Source organism: Curtobacterium sp. PhB78 (assembly GCF_003751685.1).
Taxonomy (GTDB): domain Bacteria; phylum Actinomycetota; class Actinomycetes; order Actinomycetales; family Microbacteriaceae; genus Curtobacterium.
Genome location: NZ_RKIA01000002.1, coordinates 346,221 through 363,539 on the forward strand (window position 1 = coordinate 346,221; position 17,319 = coordinate 363,539).

General features: G+C 71.7%; 17 protein-coding genes and 1 tRNA gene. 12 read left to right on the top strand and 6 right to left on the bottom strand.

From position 1 onward, the window contains the following. Together EDF53_RS05355 and EDF53_RS05360 are read right to left on the bottom strand one after the other, a co-directional pair. Positions 1 to 858, bottom strand: a complete 858-nt coding sequence (locus EDF53_RS05355; RefSeq protein WP_123292592.1) for a hypothetical protein — start codon at positions 856 to 858, stop codon at positions 1 to 3. Further along, the gene (locus EDF53_RS05360) at positions 858 to 1,502 is read right to left on the bottom strand and encodes a SatD family protein (protein ID WP_123292593.1); all 645 of its coding nucleotides are present in this window, start codon (positions 1,500 to 1,502) and stop codon (positions 858 to 860) included. Before EDF53_RS05360 ends, EDF53_RS05355 begins: the two co-directional genes overlap by 1 nt. 111 nt (positions 1,503 to 1,613) lie before the next feature. On the opposite strand from EDF53_RS05360, the gene EDF53_RS05365 reads away from it, so the two are divergent. Together EDF53_RS05365 and EDF53_RS05370 are read left to right on the top strand one after the other, a co-directional pair. Beyond that, positions 1,614 to 1,686 (top strand) — tRNA-Val (locus EDF53_RS05365). Between the two features lie 25 nt (positions 1,687 to 1,711). After that, positions 1,712 to 1,909, top strand: a complete 198-nt coding sequence (locus EDF53_RS05370) for a hypothetical protein (RefSeq protein ID WP_123292594.1) — start codon at positions 1,712 to 1,714, stop codon at positions 1,907 to 1,909. A gap of 149 nt (positions 1,910 to 2,058) precedes the next feature. On the opposite strand, the gene EDF53_RS05375 is transcribed toward EDF53_RS05370, so the two are convergent. After that, on the bottom strand, positions 2,059 to 2,940 hold the full coding sequence (locus tag EDF53_RS05375) for an NAD-dependent epimerase/dehydratase family protein (RefSeq protein WP_123292595.1): 882 nt from the start codon (positions 2,938 to 2,940) through the stop codon (positions 2,059 to 2,061). Between the two features lie 81 nt (positions 2,941 to 3,021). Between EDF53_RS05375 and EDF53_RS05380 the strand changes: the two genes are divergently transcribed. After that, complete coding sequence (locus tag EDF53_RS05380) at positions 3,022 to 3,600, top strand: TetR/AcrR family transcriptional regulator (RefSeq protein WP_123292596.1); 579 nt, start codon at positions 3,022 to 3,024, stop codon at positions 3,598 to 3,600. 96 nt (positions 3,601 to 3,696) lie between these two features. Here EDF53_RS05380 and EDF53_RS05385 read toward each other — a convergent pair whose 3' ends face one another. Further along, positions 3,697 to 4,863 (bottom strand): N(5)-(carboxyethyl)ornithine synthase, encoded by a 1,167-nt coding sequence (locus EDF53_RS05385; protein WP_123292597.1) that lies wholly within the window; start codon positions 4,861 to 4,863, stop codon positions 3,697 to 3,699. A gap of 64 nt (positions 4,864 to 4,927) precedes the next feature. Further along, a complete protein-coding gene (locus tag EDF53_RS05390; RefSeq protein WP_123292598.1) occupies positions 4,928 to 5,614 on the bottom strand; it encodes an HAD family hydrolase in 687 nt (228 codons plus the stop codon). 130 nt (positions 5,615 to 5,744) lie between these two features. Between EDF53_RS05390 and EDF53_RS05395 the strand changes: the two genes are divergently transcribed. Both EDF53_RS05395 and EDF53_RS05400 read left to right on the top strand, forming a co-directional pair. Further along, on the top strand, positions 5,745 to 6,734 hold the full coding sequence (locus EDF53_RS05395) for a hypothetical protein (protein WP_123292599.1): 990 nt from the start codon (positions 5,745 to 5,747) through the stop codon (positions 6,732 to 6,734). Between the two features lie 3 nt (positions 6,735 to 6,737). Beyond that, positions 6,738 to 7,070: an ASCH domain-containing protein gene (locus EDF53_RS05400; protein ID WP_123292600.1), complete on the top strand. Its 333-nt coding sequence runs from the start codon at positions 6,738 to 6,740 to the stop codon at positions 7,068 to 7,070. Positions 7,071 to 7,188: 118 nt separating this feature from the next. Here the strand turns inward: EDF53_RS05400 and EDF53_RS05405 are convergent, their stop codons facing one another. Beyond that, on the bottom strand, positions 7,189 to 8,199 hold the full coding sequence (locus tag EDF53_RS05405; protein ID WP_123292601.1) for an AraC family transcriptional regulator: 1,011 nt from the start codon (positions 8,197 to 8,199) through the stop codon (positions 7,189 to 7,191). 235 nt (positions 8,200 to 8,434) lie between these two features. Here EDF53_RS05405 and EDF53_RS05410 point away from each other — a divergent pair, with 235 nt between their 5' ends. Genes EDF53_RS05410 through EDF53_RS05440 form a run of 7 tightly spaced genes read left to right on the top strand, consistent with a single transcriptional unit; the run spans position 8,435 to position 17,281 of the window. Continuing rightward, positions 8,435 to 9,475 carry an LLM class flavin-dependent oxidoreductase gene (locus EDF53_RS05410; protein ID WP_159573002.1) on the top strand — a complete coding sequence of 347 codons (1,041 nt, stop codon included), beginning with the start codon at positions 8,435 to 8,437 and terminating at the stop codon, positions 9,473 to 9,475. Further along, entirely contained in the window at positions 9,472 to 10,848 is a 1,377-nt protein-coding gene (locus EDF53_RS05415; RefSeq protein WP_123292603.1) for an LLM class flavin-dependent oxidoreductase, read from the top strand. The genes EDF53_RS05410 and EDF53_RS05415 overlap by 4 nt, the downstream gene beginning before the upstream one ends. Then, positions 10,845 to 12,167, top strand: coding sequence for an NtaA/DmoA family FMN-dependent monooxygenase (locus tag EDF53_RS05420; RefSeq protein WP_123292604.1), 1,323 nt, complete (start codon positions 10,845 to 10,847; stop codon positions 12,165 to 12,167). Before EDF53_RS05415 ends, EDF53_RS05420 begins: the two co-directional genes overlap by 4 nt. Positions 12,168 to 12,223: 56 nt before the next feature. Further along, entirely contained in the window at positions 12,224 to 13,786 is a 1,563-nt protein-coding gene (locus EDF53_RS05425; protein ID WP_123292605.1) for an ABC transporter substrate-binding protein, read from the top strand. Beyond that, positions 13,783 to 14,763, top strand: coding sequence for an ABC transporter permease (locus tag EDF53_RS05430; RefSeq protein WP_123292606.1), 981 nt, complete (start codon positions 13,783 to 13,785; stop codon positions 14,761 to 14,763). The genes EDF53_RS05425 and EDF53_RS05430 overlap by 4 nt, the downstream gene beginning before the upstream one ends. Then, the gene (locus tag EDF53_RS05435) at positions 14,760 to 15,656 is read left to right on the top strand and encodes an ABC transporter permease (protein WP_123292847.1); all 897 of its coding nucleotides are present in this window, start codon (positions 14,760 to 14,762) and stop codon (positions 15,654 to 15,656) included. The genes EDF53_RS05430 and EDF53_RS05435 overlap by 4 nt, the downstream gene beginning before the upstream one ends. Then, positions 15,653 to 17,281, top strand: a complete 1,629-nt coding sequence (locus EDF53_RS05440) for an ABC transporter ATP-binding protein (RefSeq protein ID WP_185020953.1) — start codon at positions 15,653 to 15,655, stop codon at positions 17,279 to 17,281. Before EDF53_RS05435 ends, EDF53_RS05440 begins: the two co-directional genes overlap by 4 nt. The last annotated feature ends 38 nt before the right edge of the window (positions 17,282 to 17,319 follow it).

Below are 17,319 nucleotides of genomic sequence, written 5' to 3' on the forward strand. Positions count from 1 at the left end.
TCAGCTGTGCGCCAGGAGCCAGCACATGCCGGCGGCGGCGAAGGCCATCGCCCAGCTCACCAGGCTGCCGATCAGGAAGTACTCCGCCTGGTAGCCGGTCGTCTCGCGCCGGATCTCGGGGAACCGGACGATGCCCTTGGCCGCGATCAGTGCGGCGACCACCGGGAAGGCCCCTGCCATCGCGAACCCGGCCAGCAGCAGTCGTTCGATCGGGCCGATCAGTCGTCCACCCTTGAGGCTCACCGTGCTGTCCCCGGACTGTTCGGCGTCGGCGTCGGCGCGTCGGCGTCGCCCGAACCGGCGGCGGAGGTCATCGGCCTCGGCGCCCGTGGTGGCTCCGCGCTGCAGTCCCGGCGGGAGTGCCTGGGCGACGACCACGTTCGCGGAGTCGACGAGGAACAGCGCCGAGCCGACACCGCCCACGACGGCGGCGAGTGGAACGGCGTCGACGAACGCCAGGCCCGAGCCGTCGTGCCAGTCGACCACGAAGCCCGTGCCGTCGGGCAGCGGCCCCCAGAGCAGCAGCACGGCGACGGCGACGGCGAGCAGGACCGCGGGCCAGGACCCGGACCGCCGCAGCAGCCCCCGGGTCGTCGGCGCGTCACGGTCGTCGTCGGCGGTCCCGGCACCGGCTCGGACCGGCGCGGTCGTGGCGATCCACGCCGCCGCGAGCACCACCGTGACGAGGACACCCCACACGGGGACACCGAGACCGAGCCACGCCACGGCGGACACCCCGGCCCACAGCACGACGACCGCGATGGTGGCCAGCGTGCGCTGCCGGTGTGCATCGGCACCGGTGCGGGCCCGGACGACGTCGCCCAGACCGATGAGTGCGAGGAGGATCCCGGCGAGCATCAGCGTTCCTGTCCCACGAGGACCCGGAGGCCCTCGACGATCGCGGCCACACCCGACTTCTGCACCGACTGGGACACCGCTGACGGGGTGATCCCCTCGGTCGCGGCGATCTGCGCCTGGGTCCGGCCCTGGACGAGGCCGAGCGCGATGCGTCTTGCCCGGGGCGTCAGGCGGGCCATGACGTGGTCGCGGCTGAGGAAGTAGGCGTTCACGAGTCGCTCCTCGGTGCCGTGGCGATCGTCGGACGCGTGGAACCACGACCGGAGGAAGGACGTCCTGCCGTCTTCACGGCGGTGCGTCTCGTTGATGGCGTCGCGGGCGGACCACCACGCCGGGCCGTCCTGGAGCGGACCGCTCGTACCGGACCCCACCGTCCGCACCGTCCCGCGACCCATCCCGAGCCGGACCTGCACCGTCGGTGGCAGGGCGAGCATGGCGGCGGTGCTGGCGACGAGCGCGTCGGTGAGCGTGGCGTAGATCACCTGGAATTCGTCGCCGACGGTCGCGTGCACCGGGTCCACCGGGGTGACGTCCGTCGTCTCGCGGAACGCCTGCTCGACCTCGCGCTGTGCGGCGGGGCGGTCGTCGAGCGTTCGTGAGTCGACGAGGTCGAGGATCACGGCGTAGACGGGGTCGTCGGACATGGGTTAAGTGTACGGCTTACTATCGGCGAAATGAAGCCGAGCGCTGAACTGGCCAACGGACGGGATGTCCAGCGCAACGATACGGGGAATCGACCTCTAGGATCGTGTCGCGGGCTCTTAGCTCAGTTGGTAGAGCACTTCGTTTACACCGAAGTGGTCGGCGGTTCGAGCCCGCCAGAGCCCACCGCAGACGCGATCACGGGGGTCCGATGCACAGCCGACGACACGAACCGGTCCGACAGCACTCTGTCGACTTCCTGCCGGGAACGAGTGGGAACCCGGTCGCGCCGTTCCAGCGCGACCACCAGCCCGGACAGGGTCCGATCCGTCACGACTGGGTGTACCTCGTCCCGATCGGTGCGGTCCTGATGGGCGGGGTCATCGCGTTCTTCGTGTGGGGGAACTGACCGCACCGCCTGACGACCGCACCGGTCCGCGCGACCGACGCGGGGCAGGTCACGCGCGCCGACGGCGGACGGGAGGCACGGTGCGGGCCTGCACCGCGCCTCCCGTCCGTCCCTCGGTCGCGCCCAGGGCGCGACGTCAGCGCTCGACGTCAGCGCTCGACGTGTTCCAGGTCTGCCAGCAGTGATTCGTGGGCCGGCTCCCAACCGAGCGTGCGACGCGTGTGCTCACTCGACGCCGGCTGGTCCATCACGAAGATCGGGGCGAACGCCCCGAACGTCTCATCCGCGACGCGCTCGACCGGCAGTCCGAGCCGTCGGCCGATCACCTCGGCGACGTCGCGCACCCGGTCGCCCTCGTCGGCCACGGCGTGCCAGACCGTGCCGGCCGGTGCGACCTCCAGAGCCAGTCGGAAGAGGACGGCAGCGTCCCGCGCGTGCACGGCGGGCCAGCGCTGTTCGCCGTCTCCGGGGTACCCGGCCACACCGCTGCCTCGGGCCGTCTCGGTGAGGATGCCCGCGAAGCCGCCCGTGCCGTCGGCGTGCACGGTCCGCGGCAGGCGGATCGCCGACACCCGGACGCCGCGCTCCGCGAGCTCGAGCGCGGCGAGCGTCGACCGAGCGCGGCCGGCGACCGGTCCCTCGAGGGGCAGAGGGTCGGCCTCGGTCGACGCCCTGCCCGGGACCCACGGGGTGCCGGACACGACGACGAACGGGCGGTCGGAGCCGACGAGTTCCTCGCCGAGTGCGGCCATCGCGTCCGCCTCCTCGGCGATGCCCCGGGTCAGGGCGTCCGGCGAGCTGAAGTCGCTCGAGAACGCGAGGCTGACGACGCCGTCGGCGGCGCGAGCACCGGCACGCAGGACGTCGAGGTCGCCGAGACCGCCCCGGATCGGTTCTGCGCCCGCCGCGGTGAGGGCTGCGGCCGAGCGTTCCGAGCGGGCGAGCGCAGTGACGCTGTGGCCTGCGGCGATGAGTTCGGCGACGACGGCCGTTCCGATGGTGCCGGTGCCGCCGGTGATGAAGACGCGCATGAGATCCTCCAGTGATGGGACAAGTGTCTCGTCACCGTACACCTGTGATGAGACAATTGTCCCGTCCCGTAGGATGCTTCCATGGCGCGATGGGAACCGGGAGCTCGGGAACGGCTGGTCCTGGCCGCCGTCGACCTGTTCTCCGAGCAGGGGTACGACGAGACGACCGTGACGCAGATCGCCGAGCGAGCGGGGGTCACGAAGAGCACCTTCTTCCGACACTTCCCGGACAAGCGCGAACTGCTCGTCGCCGGGCAGGAGACGCTGAGCCGCTTGTTGTCCGAGGGGATCACCGACGCAGCGCCCGAACGTTCACCGCTCGACGCCGTCGCCGCTGGGCTCGAACGTGCATCGGGCGAGATGGGTCCGATGAACCGCGAGCTGGGACCGCGACTCAAGGCCGCGGTCGCCGCGAGCGCCGAACTGCAGGAGCGCGACGCCCTGAAGAGCGTCGGGATGGCCGCCGCGATGACCGATGCGCTCATCGAGCGCGGGGTCGCGGAACCGACGGCCCGGCTCGCGAGCGAGATGGGCGTGCTCGCCTTCAAGCAGGGGTTCGACCGGTGGGCCGGTGCGGCACGCGCTGATGACGACGGACTCGCGGGTCATGCGCTCGCAGCGTTCGCCGAGCTGCGGGAGGCTGCTGCGGCGCTCCGGTGAGCACCGCCGACGCGGTACGACGAGGCCGTTGTCGCACGACGTCGACCTCGTCGTTCCGCATCGGGTCAGCGCCGACCAGCGCCCCCAGCGCCCGCGTCAGCCGCCCACCACGTGCGGGTACTCGTCCGAGCGCCCCTGGAACGCGAGGATCGCCGGGTTGCGCACGTGGCCGTCCTCGATCTCGACGGCGCGTCGGATCGTGTCCGAGTCGGCCCACGACGACGGGCCCTCCATGACCGGTCGGAGGAACGGCATGAGCGCCTCGCTGATCTCCCACGTCGTCGAGTTCCAGAGCAGCGACGGGCTGTGGTCGACGGCGTAGTAGTTCGTGCTCTCGCCGACGGTGGTCATCGGTTCCGCGAAGGTCGTCGCCTGCGCCCACTCGAACCCCATCCCCACGTCGATCGAGACGTCGACGATGAGGCTGCCCGGACGGAACGCGCCCAGGTCCTCGGTGCGCAGGTACGTGAGCGGCGCGTTCGGGTCCTGGAGCGTGCAGTTCACGACGATGTCGTTCTCGGCCAGGTACGGCGCCAGCGGCACCGGACCGTCCTCGGTCTTGACCGTGTTGCCGCTGGGGTCGTGGTCGTCCTGGCTGATCTGCAGCATGTCGACGGAGGGGATCGGCGATCCCACGGCGGCGATGTCGCGGTTGGTCAGGACGCGGACGTCGTGGATCCCGTGGGCGTTCAGCGCGGTGACGGCACCGCGGGCGGTGGCCCCGAAGCCGATCACGACCGCGGTGAGACGGCGGCCGTAGTCCCCGGTGGAACCACAGAGCTGCAGGGCGTGGATGACGGAGCAGTAGCCCGCGAGCTCGTTGTTCTTGTGGAACACGTGCAGGCTGAACCCGCCGTCCGACCGCCAGTGGTTCATCGACTCCCACGCGATGAGGGTCAGGCGCTTGTCGATCGCGACCTGGGTGAGGGCGGGGTCCTGCACGCAGTGCGGCCAGCCCCACAGGACCTGCCCGTCCCGCAGGTCCTCGAGGTCGGACACCTGGGGCTTGGGCAGCAGGACGACGTCCGACGCGGCGATGAGCTCGTCTCGGTCCGCCATGGCGCCGACGAGGGGTTCGAGCTGGTCGTCCGTGACGCCGAAGCGGCGACCGTACCCGCGTTCCAGGATGATGTTCGCGCGCAGGTCGGGGTCGATGCGTTCGAAGTGGGCGGGATGGATCGGGAGGCGGCGTTCGTCGGGTTTCCGCGACTCGGCCAGCACCCCGAGGTGCAGCAGCGGCGATGCTGCCGGTGTTTGGGTCATGGTGCACTCTACGGCCGCTTGCCGCCGCCGAGCGGCCGAGCCGTCGAGCGGCCGAGCGACCACGTCACCCGCGGCGGTCGGCGAGCGCCGTGAGCACCATGGTCTCCATGTCGGGGCCGTCCGTGGCCTCGTGGTCGATCAACAGCCCGTGCATCCCGGCGGCCCAGGCCGCCTCCACGTCGTGCGCGACACTGTCCCCGACGAACAAGCAGCCGCTCGGCTCGACGCCGAGTTCGGCGGACAGGGTCTCGAACGCGCGACGGTCTGGCTTCTGCACCCCGATCCGCTCCGAGGTGCACACGACGTCGACCGCGTCGAGCAAGCCGGTGCGGCGCAGCTTGTCGACCTGCTGCGTCTCGGTGCCGTTCGTCAGCACGCCGATGCGGTACCCCTGCACACGGAGCGTCCGCAGCAGCGGCAGGCTCCCCGGGTACGCACGCCACGATGCCTCGTACTGGTGCCGGTACGCGTCGAAGAGCTCGTCCAGCCCGCCGTCGTCGGCGGGGATCGGCACGCCGAGCGCGGGCAGGACGGCCCGCAGCCGTTCGCGCCGCTGCTCGGGGAAGCTGATCTGCCTGGCTCGCCACCGCTCGAACTGCTCGGTCTCGGCGGCGAACCAGCGGCCGATGGCGGACAGCGAGACCGGGATGCCGAGTGACTCGAGGAACCGGGCGGCACCGGTGGTCGCTGCGCCACGGTGGTCGAACAGCGTCCCGTCGAGGTCGAACCCGACCGCTCGCCGCTGCGCCATGTCCTCAGCGTAGGGACGGCCGCCTCGACGACCTGACGTGATGCGGTTCTCCGCACGAAGTGGGCCGGCCCGTCGGAGCTCGGCCAGGATGCACTGGGAGGCGTCGTCCTGCCGGAAGAGGAGTCACCCCATGCGGGTCCTGAGCTACGTCCTGCTCATCGTGCTGATCACAGCGCTCACCCTCGGGGGCACCCTGCTGGCGGTGTTCGAACTCAGCGACGTTTCGGACGTCCTGATCATCGCGGTGAGCGTCAGCATCCCGATGTTCGTCGTCGGACCTGCGGTGGTCGGGTCGTTGGCGGGCTACTGGGACCACCGGTCGTCCACGGACAGTTCCCGGTACCTGCGGTGGTGGCTGCTGGGCGTGGTCGCCGTGGACGTTGCGGGTGCGGTGGTCGTCGTGCTCGCGTCGGTCTCGGCCGGTGCGCCGGTCTGGGTGCCGGTCGTGCTGATCGGGGGAGCGGCGGTGCTGCTGGTGATCGCGCGACCACTCGGTGCGCTGTTCCGGCGCACGGAGCCGTCGCCGGCGGCGTACCCGGTCGGCTACCGGTTCGGACCGGCCGAACTCCGCCACGCGATCGTGGTGATCGCGGTGACCTTCGGCGTGTCCATCGTCGTCGTGACGATCGGCGTGGTGGTCCTGGCCGCCTTCACCGGGGACGACTCCGCTGGACTCACCCAGGCGGCCTTCCTCGCCGGCCAGCTGGTCTTCACTGCGACCGCGTTCGCGGCCCTGCTCCAGTCGCTGCCGTTGAGCGGGCTCTTGCGGGCGTCCGCCGGCCACGACCTCGGTCGGCTCCGTCGCTTCGGGAAGATCGTGGCCCGCGGCGCGGACCTGCCGCTCGACCCGGCTGAGCAGGTCGGCGCCGTCCGGTACGCCACGGTGCTCCCACTCGCGCTGCGGTTCCAGCTCGCGTACATCGGGCTGCTCTACACAGCGCTCGCGTTCCAGATGGTGTCGACGTGGATCCGCGGCGACCTCGGGATCCTGCCGCCGGTGTTCCTCGTGCTCATGGTGGCGGTGCTCGTCTGGATCGTCCCGCTGACGCTCCGACGGATCCGCCGTGCGACGGCCTACGCCGCGCGGCACGCGGACCTGGTCGACATCGACCAGACTTGATCCGTGTCCCAGACGATCCACTTCCACCAGAAGCACCACGACGCCGTCCACCGCGGCGAGAAGGTCACGACGGTGCGCTGGCAGGAGGACGTCCGCACCGGCCCCGCGGTGTTCGTCTTCGACGAGCACCCCTCGGCGACGCCGTTGGCCGGCCAGGTCACCGAGGTGACCGACCACCGCCTGGCGGAGCTCACCCCTTGGGCAGCGCACCAGCCGGCCGACACCGACATGGTCGACTTCGCCCGGCAGCTGCGCGCCAACTACTACCCGGACATGCCGGACGACGCAGTGGTCCAGGTCGCGGTCATCGCGCTCGACGCGACGCCGTCTGCGTGACGTCCGTCAGGGCGGTGGACGGGACGACCTGACGGACGGGAGGCGCGGTCCGGGCCCGCCCCGCGCCTCCCGTCCGCCCGTCGGCCCTGCCCAGGGCGCGTGGCGCGCGCTCGACCGGTTACCGGTGCAGCGTGGCCTTCGGGTACTCGCCGTAGCGGCTCGTGTACTCCGCCGAGAACCGGCCGAGGTGGGCGAACCCCCAGCTGCGGGCGACCTCGCTCACCGAGGTGGTCGCGGTGTCGAGTCGCAGCAAGTCGCCCCGGACGCGCTGGAGCCGGACGGACCGGACGTAGGCCGACGGCGGCATCCCGAACAGCCGCTGGAACGACTCCTGCACGGCACGGACGCTCAAGCCGGACACCGCGGCGAGGTCCGACACGGCGATGGGCTCCGCCGCGTGCTCGTGCACGTGGTCGACCGCTCGCCGGATCCGGGCGTTCCGCGGTGCCCACAGGGCGCTCGACGGTTCGGCGGCCTTCGGTGGGTACAGGGCGAGGAAGGCGACGGCGACGGCCCGGGTGGCGTCCGACCAGGCGGTGGAGGCCACACCCTGCGCCGCGAGGACCCGACGAGCGGACTCGAGGACCTGCCGCCAGCGCACGACGGCGTCCGCTGCGGGGACGGCACGCTCGTCGAGGTGCAGGCCGCCGGAGGGCAGGCCGTGGCGCTCCTCGGCGACGGACCGCACGAACGCGCGGGTGAGGTGCACCATGACGGCGTCGTGGTTGCTGGCCTCGACGACGGCGCGTCGTTCGGTGGGCATCAGCGCCGGCACGCCGTTGTCGACCGGCCCGCCGCCGCGCAGGAGGTCGAGCGTGACGACGCCGCCGAGCACCAAGACGACGATGTACGCGTCGTCGGGGGCCACGGTGCCGCGGACGTAGCCGCGCATCTGCGATCGGCGCAGCGTCACGTTGCCGTCACCGACGGCCAGGTACCGGAACGAGTACGCCCCGGTGGTCGGACGGGTCTGCCAGGAGGTGCCCGTGACGAGGCCCGGCAACTGCTCGAGGGCCTGCTCGGGCGAGGACGCCGAGGCCTCCAGGCGGACCGGTGCGGCGGCGGTGGCGGTGCTCAGTTCGGTGGTGGTGGTCGCGGATGACGTCTCGTCGACGGATTCTTGCGGCACGGTGACACTCCCTGATCGTCTCGAGGAACACAGGAGTTCCGGCGACCGGGGTCCGGGGCAGCTGCCGCCAAGCTACGTCGGTCCTGCTCCGGGCACAAGGGCGGCGATGATGCTCCTGTTCCGCGCGGTGCGCGCTCTCCTACGTTCCGTGACGAATCACTGCGTCCCGTTACGTCGACGCTCGTGCGCGTCGCTCGCTCGTGTTTGCATCGCTCCACTGACGAGGGAGTGTTGCATGACGCACGTCGAACGCACCGCCCGCGCGGCCACGGTGCCGTTGCGGATCGCGGTGTTCTCGCACGGCACCGAGGCGCCGCCGGCGACCCGGGCCTACCGCGAGGAGCTCGAGCTCTTCACCGCGGCGGAACGCCTCGGGTACGACGGGGCCTGGGTCCGCCAGTTCCACTTCCGACACGACGACGCACCGGCGCGCGGCGGACTGCCGTCACCGTTCGTGTTCTTCGCGGCCCTCGCCGAGCGGACGTCCACCCTGCGGCTCGGGCTCGGAGCGGTCACGCTGCCGCACGAGGACCCGGTTCGGGTCGCCGAGGACGCCGCCGTCCTCGACGCGATCAGCGACGGACGCGTGGAACTCGGCGTCGCCAACGGTGGCGGCCCGGAGACCCTCGACGTCTTCGCACCCGGTCTGGTCGGGGCCGACCACGACACCCGTCGTGCCGCGTTCGACGAGCAGCTCGCACGGCTGCTCGACGCGCTGCGTGGTGCGTCACTCGGCACGGGGACCGCACGCCTGAACCCGGACGGCAGCGGGCTGCTCGACCGGATCTGGGACGCCACGCTCAGCGCCGAGAGCGCCGCCATCGCCGCCCGTCGGGGGCACGGGGTGCTGATCGGCACCACGCAGACCGTGCCGGCCGAGGTCACCGCGGACGCCTACCACGCCGCACTGCCGGACGGCGCTGTTCCCCGCGTCGCGCTCTCGACGGCGATCTACCCGGCCCCGGACCGCGAGACCGCGCTGCGCGAGGCGCGTGCGGGCATCGAGGCGAAGTACGCGTGGGGCGAGTCGTTCCTGCCGCCGGCGACGACCCTGGCCGAGAAGGCCGCGTCGCTCAACCTGCACTACGGCACGGCCGACGACATCGCGGAGTCGATCGCGTCGAAGCCGTACTCCCGGTACGCGACGCAGCTCAACGTGCAGGTCGACGACGGCTACTCCGACGTCGGTGCACGGACGGACGCCCTCGCGCTGTTCGCCGAGCAGGTGGCCCCGCAGCTCGGCGCCGTCCTGGCCCACGAGGCGGTGACGGCATGACCCGCGACGGCGGCCTGGTGCTCGGCGGGATGGTGTTCTACCCCGGCGGCGAGCACGTCACGAGCTGGCGCCTGCCGGGCAGCGAACCGAACGCCTACCTGGACGTCGAGTACTACGTCCGGTTCGCGCAGACGCTCGAGCGCGGTGGGTTCGCGACGCTGTTCATCGCCGACGAGCTGTACGTGTGGGACCGCTTCGCATCGGGCATCGACCACGCCGTGAACATCCGCACCGAGCCCTTCACCCTGCTCGGTGCCCTGTCGCAGCGGACCGAGCACATCGGGCTCGCCGCGACGGTCTCGACCACCTACAACGAGCCGTACCACGTGGCCCGGAAGCTGGCGTCGATCGACCACCTCAGCGAGGGCCGGGCCGCCTGGAACCTCGTCACGAGCGCCTCGGACGAAGAGGCCTGGAACTTCGGTCGCGACGCGAACCTCGACCACGCCGTCCGCTACCGCCGGGGTGCCGAGTTCGTCGACGTTGTGCAGGGCCTCTGGGACAGCTGGGACGACGACGCGTTCCTGTACGACCAGGAGTCCGGGTACTTCGCGAAGCGCGACGGACTGCACGTGCTCGACCACGAGGGCGAGTTCTTCCGCGTGCGCGGGCCGCTCAACATCGCCCGGCCGCCGCAGGCCCACCCGGTGCTGTTCCAGGCCGGGGCGTCCGAGGCCGGCCGCGCGCTGGCCGGGGCGAAGGCCGAGGGCGTCTTCACCCTCTGGCAGGACGACCTCGCCGACGCGCAGGCCCTGTACGCCGACTACAAGCGCCGCGCCGTCGAGCACGGACGTGACGCGTCGTCGATGCTGATCCTGCCGGCGGTGTCGCCGGTGATCGGCGACACCGAGGCCGACGCGCTGCGGCAGCTCGACGAGATCGAGGAACTGACACCGGACCGCGTCTCGCTCGACCTGCTGTCCCACTACCTGCAGACCGACCTGTCCGACCGGCCGCTCGACGCACCGTTCGAGCACGTCTTCGACGAGACGGCGATCAACCAGTCGAAGTCCGTCTACGAGTCGATCCGCCGCATCGCCGCCGAGGCCACCACGCTGCGCGAGGTCTACCGGACGATCCTGCGCCGTCGGTTCCTGCCGGGCACGCCCGAGCAGATCGCCGACTGGCTGACCGAGCGCTACCAGCAGGACGCCGCCGACGGCTACATGCTCGCGTTCTCGTCGATCCCGGTGAGCGTCGACCGGTTCGTCGACCAGGTCGTGCCGGAGCTCGAACGTCGTGGCGTGTACGACCGCACGTACCGCGGCGACACCCTGCGGGAGCACCTCGGGCTGGCGCGACCGGCGAGCCGGTACGACGGTTCGGCAGCCGCGCCCGCGCCCGCGGCTGTCGACCAGGAGGCGTCCGCATGAGCGACCGCATCCTGCTGGGCGCCTTCGCCTTCCACCCGGGCGGCGCGCACGTCACCGGGTGGCGGCACCCGTCCTCGCGCCCCGCCGAGCACCTGAGCATCCGGCACCACCGCCACATCGCGCAGACCGCCGAGCGCGGGGTCTTCGACACGCTCTTCCTCGCCGACGGCCTGTACTTCTGGGACCGGTACCCGTCGGGCGTCGACCACTACGGTGCGCTGCGGCCCGAACCGTTCACGCTGCTCGCCGCGCTGTCCCAGGTGACGTCGCGGATCGGCCTCGCCGCGACCGTGTCGACGACCTACAACGAGCCGTACCACGTGGCCAGGACCCTCGCCTCGCTCGACCACCTCAGCCGTGGGCGAGCCGCGTGGAACCTCGTCACGAGCCGCTACGACGAAGAGGCTCGCAACTTCGGTGGTGACGCCCACATCGACCACTCCCGGCGGTACGAGCGCGGTCGCGAGTTCGTCGACGTCGTGAACGGGCTGCTGGACAGCTGGGACGACGACGCGATCGTGGCCGACCCGTCGTCCGGGGTCTTCGCGCGCCGCGACGGCCTGCACCGTCTCGACCACGAGGGCGAGTTCTTCCGGGTGCGCGGGCCGCTCAACATCGCCCGGCCGCCGCAGGGCCACCCGCTGCTGTTCCAGGCCGGCGGGTCCGAGTCCGGGCTGGAACTCGCCGCCGACACGGCCGACGCGGTGTTCACCCGTGGTGGCTCCACCGCGGACGTCCGACGCTTCGTCGACGACCTGCGCGCCCGCGCCGTCCGGCACGGCCGCTCCGCCGACGCGGTGAAGATCATGCCGTCGGTGATGCCGGTCGTGGGGGAGACCGCCGCCGACGCCCGAGCCGAGGCGGACGCGATCCTCGCCCTGACGCCGGACGCTCTCATCCTCGAGGACGTGTCGCACCAGATCGGGCAGGACCTGTCCGGCCGCGACGTCGACGTGCCGTTCGACTACGCCGAGGAGTTCGACACCTCGAACGAGACCCGCTCGCCGAAGCCCGCGGTCGACCGGCTGCTCGCCGACGGCCCCGCGACGCCCCGCGACGTCTACGCGTGGTCGTACCGCCGCAGCCTGCTGACGGGCACCGGACCGGAGATCGCCGACCGGTTCGAGGAGCTCGCCGACGACGGTGGCGCCGACGGCTTCATCGTGCAGTTCCCGTACCTGCCCGGCGGGATCGACCGGTTCGTCGACCACGTCGTGCCGGAACTGCAGCGCCGCGGCCGGACCGCCACGGCGTACGACGACCTCACCCTGCGCGAGCGCTTCGGACACCCCCGGGTGCCGGACCGCGCGCACCGCTGACCGCACCACCCCTCCCAGCACCGCACCCCTGCAACCCGAACCCCTAGGAGTCATCCGTGACCGTCGACCTCACGTCGCGGCGGCGTCGCCTCAAGCGCCTCGCCCTCGCGGCCACCGCGTCCGCCCTCGCCCTCACGCTCGCCGCGTGCTCGTCCGGCGGCGACGCCTCGCCCGGATCGTCCTCGGACACCGGCACCTACACGCTCGGACTCCAGGAGCCCGACAGCACGATCAACCCGCTCACCACCTCGGACTACAACGCGATGTTCATCGTGGGGTTGGCGTCCGAGGGCCTGCTCAGCCAGGACGCGAAGGGCAAGCTCGAGGGCCGTCTGGCCGACTCGTGGAAGGCGTCGTCCGACGGACGCACCTGGACGGTGCAGCTCCGCGACGACCTGCAGTTCTCCGACGGTGCCGCGCTCACGAGCAAGGACGTCGTCGCGACGTTCGACTCGATCATCGGCAAGGACAGCCAGTCGCCCGGCAAGTCGAGCTTCGACGGCATCCTGCAGTCGGTCGCCGCCGACGGTGCCTCGACCATCGACTTCACGCTCGCCAAACCGTACGCCGACTTCCCCTACCTGCTCACGGGCTCGAACACGACCATCCAGCCGGCCGGCTTCGACGCCGGCGCGAACTGGGCCAAGCAGCCCGTCGGCGCCGGACAGTTCGTGCTGACGAAGTACTCGGCCGGCCAGGGCGCCACGTTCACGAAGAACCCGGACTACTGGGACGCGAAGGACGTGGAGCTGCAGCAGGTCGACGTGAAGTTCTACGCCGACGACCAGGCCCAGCTGCTCGCGTTCCAGAGCGGGGAGATCGACCAGATCGCCGCCAGCCCCACCGCGACGTCGACACTGCAGGCCTCGGACTACACCGAGACCGAACCGTACTTCAACAAGTTCGACGGCATCTTCCTCGACGTCACCAAGGCGCCCTTCGACGACCCGAAGGTCCGTGAGGCCTTCGCCCTCGCGCTCGACCGCGAGGAGATCGTCAAGACGGTCTACGGCGGAGCAGCCGAGGTCGGCAACGACACCACGTTCTTCCCGAGTTCGGCGATCCAGCCGAAGGGACTCGAGCAGCGCGAGCAGGACAAGGCGAAGGTCGCGGACCTGCTCGGCGGCAGGACGGTCTCGTTCGAGATCACGACGCTCGACGCCGAGAAGGCCCTCGCCCAGGTGGTGCAGCAGCAGCTCGAGGCGGTCGGCGGGTTCGACGTCACCCTCAAGGTGCTGACGAGCGCGCAGTACTACGCCGACGGCGACGACACCCCGTGGCTGAACGCCCCGGTGACGATCACCAACTGGGCGCAGCGCCTGCCCGCGCAGTACGTCGACCTGATCTACCGCGACGGCGCCGTCTGGAACGCCTCGAAGTACTCGAGCCCGGAGCTCGAGCAGCTGACCGACCGGTACGAGTCGACGACCGACGAGTCGGAGCGGCAGGACCTGGCGAACCAGATCGCCGAGATCGAGTGGACCGACCTGCCCGTGATCGTCCCCGCGTTCGCGTCGAGCAGCATCCTGCTGCAGAAGCGCGTCACGGGCACCTTCCGGTCGGGGCAGGACTTCCCGGGCGGGTTCGACTTCCGGGGCATCGGGGTCACCGCGTCATGAGCACCGCGCGCCGCCGTCGTCTGCTGACCCTGGTCGGGCAACGGGTCGTCCAGATCCCGCTCGTCCTGGTCGTGGTCTCCGTCCTGACGTTCTGGCTCGTCCAGGTCGTGCCGGGGGACCCGGGCCGGAACGCCCTCGGGCAGTACGCGACGGCGGCGCAGGTGCGCGCGTGGAACGTCGACCACGGGCTCGACGGGTCCCTCGTCAGCCGGTACCTGCACTGGATCGGCGGGTTCGTCACGGGGGACTGGGGCACGAGCTTCGTCTACTCCGAGCCGGTCCGCGACCTGGTGCTCGGCCGCCTCGGCAACTCCCTGCTGCTCGGCGCGTACGCGTTCGTCATCATGGTGCCGGTCGCGATCACGCTCGGCGCCGTGCAGGCGTACCGGCAGGGTCGCCGCTCCGACCGTGCCGTCACGGTCGGGCTGCTGACGATCTCGGCGGTGCCGGAGTTCGTCGTCGGGATCGTGCTGCTGCTCGTCTTCGCGGTCTGGCTGCGGGTGGTGCCCGTGCAGGCGTCCGGTGCGCTCGACGCCGGGTTCGGCGAGCGGCTCCGGGTGCTCACGCTGCCCGCCGTGGTGCTCGCCCTGGCGTACCTCGCCGTCCTGACCCGGATGGTGCGTGCGGGGACGATCGAGACGATCCGGTCGCAGTTCCACCGCACCGCCGTGCTCAAGGGCCTGACCACCGGCCAGGTCGTCCGCCGGCACGTCGTCCGCAACGCGCTCATCCCGACGTTCTCGGTGCTCGGCATCTACCTCGGCACCCTGCTCGGCGGCAGCGTCATCGTCGAGACCCTGTTCTCCTACCCGGGCCTCGGCGCGCTGCTCGTGTCGGCCGCCGAGCGCAAGGACGCCTTGCTGCTCGAGAGCGGGGTGATGCTCGCCGGGGCGCTCTCGCTCGGCGCGCTCCTGCTCACCGACCTGTTCGTGGTGGTCGATCCCCGGATCCGCTTCGAACGGGTGGCCACCGCATGACCGCCGTCGTCCCCGGCGCCGTCGAGACCGACGCCCTCGCCGGTCGTCCGTCGGCGTCGACCACCACGGGCACCGTACGGGTCACCCGCCGCGGGTGGCGCGGACTCCTCCGGCGTCCCACGTTCCTGGTCTCCGTGGCGATCCTGCTCTGGTGGGTCGTCCTGGCCGTGGGCTGGCACCTGCTCGGCCTGCAGCCCTTCGCCCGCACCGGCGAGCTCCTGCAGGCGCCGAGCGCTGCGCACTGGTTCGGCACCGACTCGCTCGGCCGTGACGTCTTCGCCCGCGTCGCCGCCGGGGCCCGGCCGGCGCTCGTCATCGGCCCGTTCGGCGCGGCGCTGGCGACCGTCGTCGGCGGCACCCTGGGCCTGCTCGCCGGCTACCACCGCGGCTGGGTCGACACCGCCCTGATGCGGTTCTTCGACGTGCTGCTCGCGTTGCCCAGCCTGATCTTCCTGGTCGTGCTCGTCGGTGCGTTCGGGGTGTCGACGCCCGCGCTCGTGCTCATCGTCGGCGTGCTCTTCGCGCCGGGCATCGCGCGGATCGTCCGGGCCGCGGTGCTCGTCGAGATGGGCAAGTCCTACGTCCAGGCCGCACGGCTGCAGGGCGAGAGCGCCGTCCGGGCGATGGTCACCGAGTTGCTGCCGAACGTGATCGGGGTCTTCGTGATCCAGGCGGTCCTGAGCCTCGGTGCCGCGATCTTCATCACCGCGTCGCTGTCGTTCCTCGGGCTCGGTTCGCAACCACCGGCCGCCGACTGGGGGCTCGACATCAACGCGAACCGCGCCTACCTGCAGGCCGCGTGGTGGACGGTCGTGTTCCCGGGTGTCGCCGTGGCGTCGATCGTCGTGTCCGCGAACCTGATCGCCGACAACCTCAAGGAGGTCTCCGAGTGACCGAGCAGACCGGCACGAGCGAGCAGCCCCGGACCACCACCGGCACGACCGACGCACTGGTCCGCGTCGAGGGGCTCACCGTGTCGTACCGCGGCACCCGGGTGGTCGACGACGTCGCGTTCGTGATCGAGCCCGGTGGCTCGTACGGGCTCGTGGGCGAGTCCGGCTCCGGCAAGAGCACCGTGGCCGGCACGCTGACGGCGTCGCTCGGCCCGGACGCCGCCGTCGGGTCGTCGGCGCTGGTCGTCGACGGCGTCGACGTCGCGTCCCTGGGCGGTGAGCGCCTCCGGCGGTTCCGGCGCGACGTCGTGGCGGTCGTCCACCAGGAACCCGGCCTCGCCCTCAACCCGACGATGACGGTCGGACGCCAGGTCGCCGAGGTCCTGCGCGCCACGGGCTCCGGCCGCGCGGCTGCGGACACCGCGACGATCGAGGCGTTCACGCGGGTCGGGCTGCCCTCGCCGACGACGATCGGGGTCCGGTACCCGCACGAGCTGTCCGGCGGTCAGCAGCAGCGCGTCGCGATCGCGATGGCCCTGGTGGCCCGTCCGCGCCTGCTCGTGCTCGACGAACCGACGACCGGCCTGGACAGCACGGTCGAGGCGGGCATCATGGCGCTCATCGACGAGCTCCGGACCGAGATCGGCTTCGCGACTCTGCTCATCAGCCACAACCTGCCGCTGGTCGCGGCGCACTGCGGCCGGGTAGGGGTGCTCCGCCACGGGGTGCTCGTCGAGGAGGGCCCCGCGACCCAGGTGCTGCTCCACCCCACGGAGCCGTACACGAAGCAGCTCGTCGACGCCCTTCCCGACATCACGACGGGCAAGGCGGGAACGGCAGGCAAGGCGGGAACGACGGGGACGACCGCCGAGACCGCGCAGCACGACGTGTTGGCGACGATCAGGGGCCTCCGCAAGGAGTACGACGGCGCCGTCGCCCTCGACGGCATCGACCTCGAGCTGCGCCGCGGTGAGGTGCTGGGCGTCGTTGGGGAGTCCGGTTCCGGCAAGACGACCTTCGGCCGAGCACTCGCCGGACTGGTCCGACACGACGGCACGATCGCGCTGGACGCCGGCGACCGGACGCCGACCGGCACCCCACCCGTGCAGGTCGTGTTCCAGAACGCGGACGCCTCGCTCAACCCGCGACGGACGGTCCGACAGGTGCTGGGACGGGCGATCCGGCTGCTGCACGGCGACGGCACCGCCGAGCAGCTCGCGGCGCGGGTCGGGCTGCCCGCCGACGTCCTCGACCGCCGGCCGGCCCAGCTGTCCGGCGGGCAGAAGCAGCGCGTGGCCATCGCCCGGGCGTTCGCCGGACCGGTGCCGCTGGTGGTGTGCGACGAACCCACGTCGGCTCTCGACGTCTCGGTGCAGGCGCGGATCCTCGACCTGGTGCTGGACCTGCAGCGCACCACCGGCACGACCTGCGTGTTCATCTCGCACGACCTCGCCGTCGTGCGCCGGGTCGCCGACCGCATCGCGGTCTTCGACGGCGGTCGTGTCGTCGACGTGGGCCCCGCGGAGCGGCTGTTCGACGCGGACGCGCACCCGCGTACCCGCGAGCTCGTCGCGGCCGCGCTCGACCTGCGCCGGCGCGCCGGTCTGGTGGCTCCCGCGGCCTGAGTGGGGCCCTGGACCTGCGCACAGGGCGGACGGCAGGC

Excerpts from the sequence above, each read along its gene's own strand:
- EDF53_RS05355 (WP_123292592.1), bottom strand. The coding sequence starts at position 858 with ATGCTCGCCGGGATCCTCCTCGCACTCATCGGTCTGGGCGACGTCGTC.
- EDF53_RS05360 (WP_123292593.1), bottom strand. The coding sequence starts at position 1,502 with ATGTCCGACGACCCCGTCTACGCCGTGATCCTCGACCTCGTCGACTCA.
- EDF53_RS05370 (WP_123292594.1), top strand. The coding sequence starts at position 1,712 with ATGCACAGCCGACGACACGAACCGGTCCGACAGCACTCTGTCGACTTC.
- EDF53_RS05375 (WP_123292595.1), bottom strand. The coding sequence starts at position 2,940 with ATGCGCGTCTTCATCACCGGCGGCACCGGCACCATCGGAACGGCCGTC.
- EDF53_RS05380 (WP_123292596.1), top strand. The coding sequence starts at position 3,022 with ATGGCGCGATGGGAACCGGGAGCTCGGGAACGGCTGGTCCTGGCCGCC.
- EDF53_RS05385 (WP_123292597.1), bottom strand. The coding sequence starts at position 4,863 with ATGACCCAAACACCGGCAGCATCGCCGCTGCTGCACCTCGGGGTGCTG.
- EDF53_RS05390 (WP_123292598.1), bottom strand. The coding sequence starts at position 5,614 with ATGGCGCAGCGGCGAGCGGTCGGGTTCGACCTCGACGGGACGCTGTTC.
- EDF53_RS05395 (WP_123292599.1), top strand. The coding sequence starts at position 5,745 with ATGCGGGTCCTGAGCTACGTCCTGCTCATCGTGCTGATCACAGCGCTC.
- EDF53_RS05410 (WP_159573002.1), top strand. The coding sequence starts at position 8,435 with ATGACGCACGTCGAACGCACCGCCCGCGCGGCCACGGTGCCGTTGCGG.
- EDF53_RS05415 (WP_123292603.1), top strand. The coding sequence starts at position 9,472 with ATGACCCGCGACGGCGGCCTGGTGCTCGGCGGGATGGTGTTCTACCCC.
- EDF53_RS05420 (WP_123292604.1), top strand. The coding sequence starts at position 10,845 with ATGAGCGACCGCATCCTGCTGGGCGCCTTCGCCTTCCACCCGGGCGGC.
- EDF53_RS05430 (WP_123292606.1), top strand. The coding sequence starts at position 13,783 with ATGAGCACCGCGCGCCGCCGTCGTCTGCTGACCCTGGTCGGGCAACGG.
- EDF53_RS05435 (WP_123292847.1), top strand. The coding sequence starts at position 14,760 with ATGACCGCCGTCGTCCCCGGCGCCGTCGAGACCGACGCCCTCGCCGGT.